The following is a 1,560-nucleotide window of genomic DNA, read 5'->3' as shown; positions in this document are numbered from 1 at the left end:
GATCAGGTCCGCCAACTCCGGCATCCCGTAGAGCAGTTCCACCCGGTGGAAGTCCACCAGTTCGGGCCACCGGCGGACCGCCTCGGGCAGCACGGCGCGCAGCACGGTGTCCACACCCGTGTAGGGCCCGCGCAGGCGCCGGTGGCAGCCGGCCACGATCTCGGCGGCGGCCGGTCGCGGCGACAGCGGCGGAAGCTCGCTGACGATCCAGCGGTGACTGGGCATGTCGGTTCACCCCTCCATCGGGACGGTCGGAGTCGGGACGCGCGTGGACGCGGGGGCCGGCGCGACGGCGGGCCGGCGCTGCTCGCGGCGCTTGCGGCGGGCGAGGACGATCAGTGCCGCGGCCTGGGCCGCGTTCAGGACCAGGGACAGCAGTGAGTCCCAGAAGTGGGCGTCGATGCGTCCTGAGCCGAGGGCGCTGGCGGCGATCCGCAGGTACTCGAGGGTGACCGGGATGCTGGCGAAGACGGTGATCCCCACCAGGACGCAGAACCCGAGCACGATGAACGGCCCGTAGAAGGCGCCGACCCGGCGGTCCTGCTCGGTCCACTGGCTCTCGTCGACCTGCCGCTCCGGACGGCCCAGCAGCCGCCGGATCCGGTTCTTCAGCACGGCCTTGGCGGCGTCGTGCAGGTCGTAGCAGTGCAGCGCGGTGGCGAAGACGTAGTACAGGTCGGTGCGCAGGTACAGCTGGAACTGCCAGCAGAACCGCATCACCACCGTGAAGCCGAGGGCGAGGCAGACCCGGCCGGCGGTCGAGAAGGTGCCGTCGGCGTGGCGGCCGGCCTCGGCGATCAGGCCGAGCACGGCCAGCACCACCACGTCGCAGAGCATGCCGGCCAGGAACGGCAGGTAGCGCTTGCGGCGCTCCACGCTGAGCAGCCCGTTGGTCTCCGTCTCGGCCACGATGTAGGTCAGCCGGTTGCTCAGCCGCAGCTTGGTCGGCAGTCCCAGCCGGCGGCCGGCCAGGATGTGGAAGCCCTCGTGGGCGAGCAGCAGCGGCACCTGCCCGAAGGTGATGACCAGTTGGACCACCAGCAGCGACTTGACGAAGAAGATCTGCGACGGGTGGGGGCGCAGGTCGCCGTGCACGGCGAGGGCCGGCAGCCACAGCGCCACGACCGCCAGGTAGCAGAGCCACGCCGCCGGGGAGAACGCCGCGCGGGCCAGCCGACGGAACCGGACGGGCGCCGCGGGGGTGGTCTGCTCGGCCCCGGTCTCGCGGACGAATCCCAATTCACGGATCGTTTCGAGGAAATCCTCGACGTCGACCGGTTCCTCGAAGGTCTCCTCGTACCACTCGGCCGCCCGGTCCGGGGGCATCCCCTCGGCGAGCCGTTGGAGCAGCTCCGCGCCGTCCGCCGGAAATACCGCGTACGAGCCGGTGTCCAATCGGCCGACCAGCACCTCGTCGCCTTCCGGGACAAAACTCAGCTCGTACAGCGCAATGGTCGATTCGCCCACGGTGCTCCAAAACCTCGATTGAACCGATCTGCCCGGCCTTCGGACGCACCCGGGCGCACCGAACGCATCCGGCGCACCCGGGTGGACTCACAG

Annotated in this window: 2 protein-coding genes; both read right to left on the bottom strand. The window is 70.8% G+C overall.

The annotated features are described in order from the left end of the window. A partial coding sequence (locus ABZ641_RS36745) for a hypothetical protein (protein WP_359988895.1) occupies positions 1-225 on the bottom strand: 225 nt, incomplete at its 3' end. 6 nt (positions 226-231) lie between these two features. After that, a complete protein-coding gene (locus tag ABZ641_RS36740; protein ID WP_359988893.1) occupies positions 232-1,467 on the bottom strand; it encodes a hypothetical protein in 1,236 nt (411 codons plus the stop codon). Positions 1,468-1,560: the final 93 nt, after the last annotated feature.

The organism is Kitasatospora sp. NPDC007106 (assembly GCF_040634455.1).
GTDB lineage: Bacteria > Actinomycetota > Actinomycetes > Streptomycetales > Streptomycetaceae > Kitasatospora > Kitasatospora arboriphila.
The sequence above is the reverse complement of the archived record's forward strand: the minus strand, read 5'-3'. Positions and strand labels throughout refer to the sequence as shown.